This is a genomic window from Limosilactobacillus reuteri subsp. porcinus (assembly GCF_036621895.1).
Taxonomy (GTDB): Bacteria; Bacillota; Bacilli; order Lactobacillales; family Lactobacillaceae; genus Limosilactobacillus; species Limosilactobacillus reuteri_J.
Map to the genome: position 1 here is coordinate 1 of NZ_LN887455.1, position 6,762 is coordinate 6,762.

General features: G+C 38.8%; 5 protein-coding genes. 4 read left to right on the forward strand and 1 reads right to left on the reverse strand.

What is annotated here, in order from left to right; all coding sequences use genetic code 11:
• Positions 1-49: 49 nt before the first annotated feature.
• On the reverse strand, positions 50-1,060 hold the full coding sequence (locus AACL61_RS07600; protein WP_003665087.1) for a zinc-dependent alcohol dehydrogenase family protein: 1,011 nt from the start codon (positions 1,058-1,060) through the stop codon (positions 50-52).
• A gap of 571 nt (positions 1,061-1,631) precedes the next feature.
• Here AACL61_RS07600 and AACL61_RS07605 point away from each other — a divergent pair.
• From AACL61_RS07605 to AACL61_RS07620, 4 genes are all read left to right on the forward strand, one after another.
• Positions 1,632-3,224 (forward strand): Nramp family divalent metal transporter, encoded by a 1,593-nt coding sequence (locus AACL61_RS07605; protein WP_339111199.1) that lies wholly within the window; start codon positions 1,632-1,634, stop codon positions 3,222-3,224.
• Between the two features lie 266 nt (positions 3,225-3,490).
• Positions 3,491-4,171, forward strand: a complete 681-nt coding sequence (locus AACL61_RS07610; protein ID WP_102815967.1) for a hypothetical protein — start codon at positions 3,491-3,493, stop codon at positions 4,169-4,171.
• A 328-nt stretch (positions 4,172-4,499) separates the two neighbouring features.
• On the forward strand, positions 4,500-6,305 hold the full coding sequence (gene thrS / locus AACL61_RS07615) for a threonine--tRNA ligase (RefSeq protein ID WP_102815966.1): 1,806 nt from the start codon (positions 4,500-4,502) through the stop codon (positions 6,303-6,305).
• A 262-nt stretch (positions 6,306-6,567) separates the two neighbouring features.
• Positions 6,568-6,702, forward strand: a complete 135-nt coding sequence (locus AACL61_RS07620) for a hypothetical protein (RefSeq protein WP_263851456.1) — start codon at positions 6,568-6,570, stop codon at positions 6,700-6,702.
• Positions 6,703-6,762 lie beyond the last annotated feature (60 nt).

Here is a 6,762-nt window from a genome sequence, read left to right on the forward strand (position 1 = left end):
TTAAATTTTACAATCTACCATATATTTAAAGTTTTATCTTAATCTAGAATTAAGCTTCTTCGCCGCCAACCTTAACAACAGCTTTTGAAACCTTACCTAATTTACCACTAACAAAGTCTTCAACACCATCAAGGTCTAATTCGTGTGAGAAGAGTGGTAGTGGGTCAACAACACCAGAAGAAAGAAGTGCAATTGAGTCTTCAAAAGTGTAAGGGTTAATGAAGGCCCCTTGAATTGTAAGTTGCTTTTGGAATACATCGTAAGTGTTTACTGAGAACTTGTCATCAGGGTTACCAACACCAAACATTAATACTTGAGCACCACGAGCTGCAGCTGCAAGTGCTTGTTCTTGAGTAGCTGGCAAACCAACCGCTTCAACAACGATGTCATATGCATCAGCAGGAATTTCTTCCTTAGTAGTGTTGATAGTCTTAACGCCGAAGTGCTTCCGGTTGTTTTCCAACTTTTCATCTGAACGACCAGCTAAAGTAACTTCGTGAATACCACGAGCCTTCAAGATTTGTGCAAATAATTGACCTTCAAAACCATCACCTAATACTAAAGCCTTTTGATATGGGTGAGTTTCAAGTAAGTCAACACCGTGCATTGCACATGAAATTGGTTCAACAACGGCAGCTGCTTTTAATGAAACATCATCAGGAATTGGGTAAACAACCTTTGCAGGAGCAGTAAAGTATTCTTCAAAACCACCGTTACGGGTAACACCAACAGCATCAAGGTGTTCACATAATTCTGGGCGTTGAGTCCGGCAGTATTTACATTGACCACAGTAGATGTTAGGGTCAACAGTTACACGATCCCCTGGCTTAACGTTAGTAACTTCTGAACCAACTTTTGTAACCACACCTGAGTTTTCATGACCTAAAACAATAGGAGGAACAGCTGATGCGGATCCTGGAAGACCGGCATAGAGTGCTTTATCAGTACCACAAATACCAGCGTAGGCAGTATGAATCAAGACTTCATCAGGCTTGATTTCAGGTTCTTTAATATCTTCAATTTCGAGTTGCTTTTTACCTGTTAAAACAAGTGCCTTCATAATTAAAATACCTCTCTTGTGAATTTAATCATTTGTCAAGTGATAGTATAGTGTGAAAACGCCTTAATTGTCAAACGTTCAACAATTATCTCACATTCTTTTCGCTATCATAAAACGTTAAACTCATCAAATTCGAACCTAAACAAATCCCGGCATAATAGCATTTCTTAAAAAATGCAATTTTTAAATATTTTTTTCTTCACTAAGTTTGGGCTGATTTTTTTACTAATACATAAATGGTTTTACTACTATTTCTTCGACCACATAATTTCACAAGGCTTCTAACCCCATTTAGCGTTTTATATCAAGAAATAAAATGCTTCTACATATAAGGTAATTAAATTCTAAATTTATATAGAAAATTTCTCCATCTTTTGGAAAGCGCTTAACTACCATTAGGCACGCCAAAACTTATCTCCAACTGCTCCTCAAGATCGCCTAAACTGCCGTTATAACGGCGATTTTCCATTGCAGGATATATTTTTTTATGTTACCCTAACAAAGTATTCGAACTTAGTTAATTATGATTTCCAATCTAATTAACAAAACTTAAACGAAAGGTGGATTTGGCGTGGACAACACAAAGAATCAACACCGGAAGCATAAACTTATTGAATATGCTAACGGTAAATCGCTAGAGGAAATCAACGGAACAGTTGAAGTTCCTCGTGGAAAAGGCTTCTGGCGAACATTATTCGCTTACTCGGGGCCAGGAGCATTAGTTGCCGTGGGTTACATGGATCCAGGTAACTGGTCAACTTCAATTACTGGTGGACAGAGTTTCCAATATACCTTAATGACTACTATCTTGATTTCAAGTTTGATTGCGATGTTACTTCAATACATGGCGGCTAAACTCGGAATCGTGAGCCAAATGGACCTTGCTCAGGCAACACGGGCACGTACCGGTAAAGCATTAGGTATTATTTTATGGATTATGACTGAGTTGGCGATCATGGCTACTGATATCGCTGAGGTTATCGGGGCTGCTATCGCATTAAACTTACTATTCCACATTCCGTTGATCCCAGCTGTATTTATTACTGTTCTTGATGTTTTAGTACTGCTATTATTAACCAAAATCGGGTTCCGGAAGATCGAAGCAATTGTCGCATGTTTGATTTTAGTAATCTTGTTTGTATTTGCTTACCAAGTTGCCTTGTCTAACCCTAACTGGGGTGGCGTATTTATGGGTCTTCTCCCATCTGCTAAAGCAATTGCTCAACATCCAGAAGTTGGTGGAATTACTCCTTTAACAGGTTCTCTTGGTATTATCGGTGCGACTGTTATGCCTCACAACTTATACCTCCACTCAGCAATTTCTCAAACTCGGAAGATTGATCACAATGATCTTGACAGTATTCGTCAAACAGTTCGTTTTACTACTTGGGATTCAAACATCCAATTATCCTTAGCATTTATTGTTAACGCCCTTCTTTTAATCATGGGGGTTGCTGTTTTCAAGACTGGTGCTGTACAAGATAGTTCTTTCTTTGGTTTATATGATGCCTTAAACAATACTTCTATGCTTAGTAACCCAATCCTAATTGCAGTTGCTAAATCTGGTGTATTATCAACTTTATTTGCGGTTGCTTTACTTGCCTCTGGTCAAAATTCAACTATCACTGGAACTCTGACTGGTCAAGTTATCATGGAAGGTTTCGTTCACATGCGGATGCCTTTATGGGCACGGCGGCTAGTTACACGAATCCTTTCAGTCGTACCAGTTATCGCATGTGTTGCTATGACGAGCGGTGAAAATACTATCCAACAACACACCGCCTTGAACCTTTTAATGGAAAACTCACAGGTATTCTTAGCTTTTGCCCTTCCATTCTCAATGTTGCCGTTATTAATGATGACTAACAGTGAAGTTGAAATGGGTGAATTTAAGAATAGTGGCTGGGTTAAGGTTTGCGGTTGGATTTCTGTAATCGCCCTTACTTTCTTAAATCTTTACAACCTTCCTGCAACTTATGAAGGTTTTGGTATTTGGGCAAAAGGGACATCTGACATTCTCGCTTATATCACAATTATTGTCATCCTTGCTCTTCTTATCTGGACTTGCGTTGAACTCTACAAAGGTGACAAGCGGTTTGCTGCTGAAGGTAAAGGATTCGGCCAACGTGAAGCTCAAATGAAAGATTCAGCTGTAGAAGATTAAAATAAAAAACTGGAAATTTGCTTCCAGTTTTTTTATTTTTGTAACGATTCTTTCACAAAATGTTCATACTTGAACGGTATAGTATAAACAATCCCTAATATAAATAAACCCCTATTTTTCTTCTATACTATCCCCCTCAAAATAGCTATGAAGAAATACGAAAAGTGGTCGGCCCATAATGAGTCGACCATTTTTTAATACATCTAGGCTCACCATGGTATAATAAGGAACTAGATATATTACTCATTAAGTATGAGGTGAAATCATTGAATAATAAAGATAATAATCAAAATAACAATAAGCGGCGACCTACGCGGGTTGAGCTTTATGACACTCCTAAGCCAGGAGAAGAAAAGAAAAAACGTTTATTCTTTAATCGTAAGCCTAAACAGACTACCCCTAACCATAAACATAAGACAGCATCCCCTAACAAGAAAAAGAATCCATATGGAATTTCACGTCGGATGTTCAAGGTCATTTTAGGCTGTCTATTAGTTGTCTTAATTGTAACCATTGTTATTTTCTTAGTTAAACAACAGGACCCTGTCAATGTTGATAGCAATGACACTACTGTCTCCACAAGCACTTCATCACGCAAAAAGCATAAAAAGAGCAGCAGTAGCAGTCATAAGCATCGTTCAAGTTCCAATGACAGTGATGACAATGATACTCAAGATACTTATAGTATTTCAACTCCTAGTCGTTCGAATAACACGCCTCAATCAAGTCATCCAACTAACCAACAACCAGCTGCTAACTCTTCCTCAACTCCGCAACAAAACCAACCATCGCAGGAAGAACACCATGATCAAGGCAACAGCCAACAACAATCAAATAGTCAGCAACCATCAAGTAATAATTCAGGAGCACAATCTACCCAAAGCAATCAAAATAATAACTCACAATCGAGTACGCAACCTGCTTCATCTCAAAATAATCAACATTAATTTGGAATAAAGGGGTTGTCAATTAAAGTGGGCGTGCTATAATCAAGACAATCGATTGAAGGATATGCACCTTCAAAGTCCTCTACAGAGAGTAAGTGCCTTGAGTGGAAGCACTTATGAGTGACAATGATGGTTGTACCACCTTCCCTTATTATTAGCCGAGATAAGGCTAGTCGGATCGTGTCCGTTACCGCACCTTAGAGAGGACATTACTAGTGTGTCCTAAAGATGGGTGGAACCACGCTAATTTTTGTTAATTGACGTCCCTGATACTTTCAACATTGAAAGTATCAGGGACGTTTTTATTTATATTAAAGGAGAGATTTCTATGGCTCAGGTTGCTGTTATGTCCCCAGACGGATCAGTTAAGAAGATCGATCGGGATTCACAAGAAGGTTTAGAAGCATTACGTAAGCTTTCTGCATTAATGTTAAAGGCTGCATTAAAACAAGAATTTAAGGGTATTCGACTTGGTGAAGCTGTCGCTGACGAAGATGGTTTCCACGTTGATTCTGATAAAGATAATCAACAAGTTTCTGCTGACGAATTACCAGCTCTTGAAGATGTAATCAAGGGAATGGCAAAGAACGATGTTAAGGTAGAATTTGTTGAAGTACCTGTAGAGGAAGCACTTGCTGAAGTAAAAGATGATCGTTTCTCAACTGAATTGATCAATGAAAATGCTAAAGACGGCAAAGTAGCAATGTACCAACTTGGTGATGTCAAAGCTGTTGCAGATGATGACATTCTTTTATATGGTAACGTTGTTAAAAACTTACGCCTTCTTTCTGTTGCTGGTGCTTACTGGAAAGGTATGTCTTCAAATCCAATGCTTCAACGGATTTACGGAACTGTCTTCTACAAGAAGGACGCATTAGAAGAAGACTTAAAGAAACGTCAAGAAGCTAAGGAACGTGACCACCGTGTTATCGGTAACCAACTTGACCTCTTCTTTGTTGATCCTAAAGTTGGTGCCGGTTTACCATACTGGTTACCAAAAGGTGCTACTATTCGCCGGACCATCGAACGTTACATTATTGACCGGGAAGTTGCCGATGGTTACCAACACGTTTATACTCCAGTCCTGATGAATCTTGATGCATACAAGACTTCTGGTCACTGGGAACACTACCGCGACGATATGTTCCCACCAATGGACATGGGTGATGGCGAAATGCTTGAATTACGGCCAATGAACTGCCCAAGCCATATTCAAGTTTACAAGCACCATATTCGTTCATACCGTGATCTCCCATTACGAATTGCTGAGCTTGGTATGATGCACCGTTATGAAAAATCAGGTGCCCTTTCTGGTCTTCAACGTGTTCGTGAAATGACTTTGAACGATGGTCACACTTTCGTTACCCTTGACCAAATTCGTTCTGAATTCGCTAAGATTTTGAAGTTGATCATGAGCGTTTACGAAGACTTTGATATTACTGACTACAGCTTCCGTCTTTCTCTTCGTGACCCTAAGAACGTTAAGAAGTACTATGCTAATGACGAAATGTGGGAAAAATCCCAATCAATGTTGAAGTCAGCAATGGACGATCTTAACCTTGATTATTATGAAGCTGAAGGTGAAGCTGCCTTCTATGGTCCAAAACTTGATATTCAAACTAAGACTGCTCTTGGAAACGACGAAACAATGTCAACTATTCAACTTGACTTTATGCTTCCAGAACGATTCGGTCTTTCCTACGTTGGTCAAGATGGTAAAGAACATCAACCGGTTATGATCCACCGTGGTGTTGTTGGAACAATGGAACGGTTCATGGCTTACTTAACAGAAATTTACAAGGGTGCATTCCCAACTTGGTTAGCTCCAGAACAAGTTCACATCATCCCTGTTAACGAAGATGCCCATGGTGAATACGCTGATGACCTCGCTAAGAAGATGAAGGCTGCTAACATCCGGGTTAATGTCGACCACCGGAACGAAAAGATGGGCTACAAGATTCGTGAAGCTCAAACACAAAAGGTTCCATACACTCTTGTTGTTGGGGACGATGAAAAGAGTAACAACGGTGTATCTGTTCGTAAGTACGGTGAAAAGGAACAAAATGAAATGAGTCAAGAAGCATTTATGAATGAAATTCTTGAAGATATTGCTTCTTACTCCCGTGAAAAGTAATTAAGACTAAAAATGGCTTTATCACAACTTTGTGAAAGCCATTTTTTTGTTTTAAATTTTATGAAAGTGAAATTTTTAGCATAACTTTAACCACCAAAAATAAATCGTTTTCGAAACATTCGTGAAGTTTTGGACAACCTAAAATTAGTGATTGACACTATTCATCAAAGGTTTTATAGTAATAAACGCTCGCTTCTGAGCCACTAAATATATTAATTAATTATTCTAAAAACAAAAACTATTTATTTTGGAGGTATAAGATATGTCTACTATGAACGATTTATTTAAAGCAATGGGTAAAGCTACTGAAGAACGTCACGCTAGCGGCCTTTCATTTGAAACTAAGACTGATACGCCCGCTGGTATTGGTCAAGGTATCCTTAACGTTCGCAAGTAATTTTAAAAGGTCATGATTAGGAATTTCCCGATCATGACCTTTTTTATGTGCGCCCGGCAT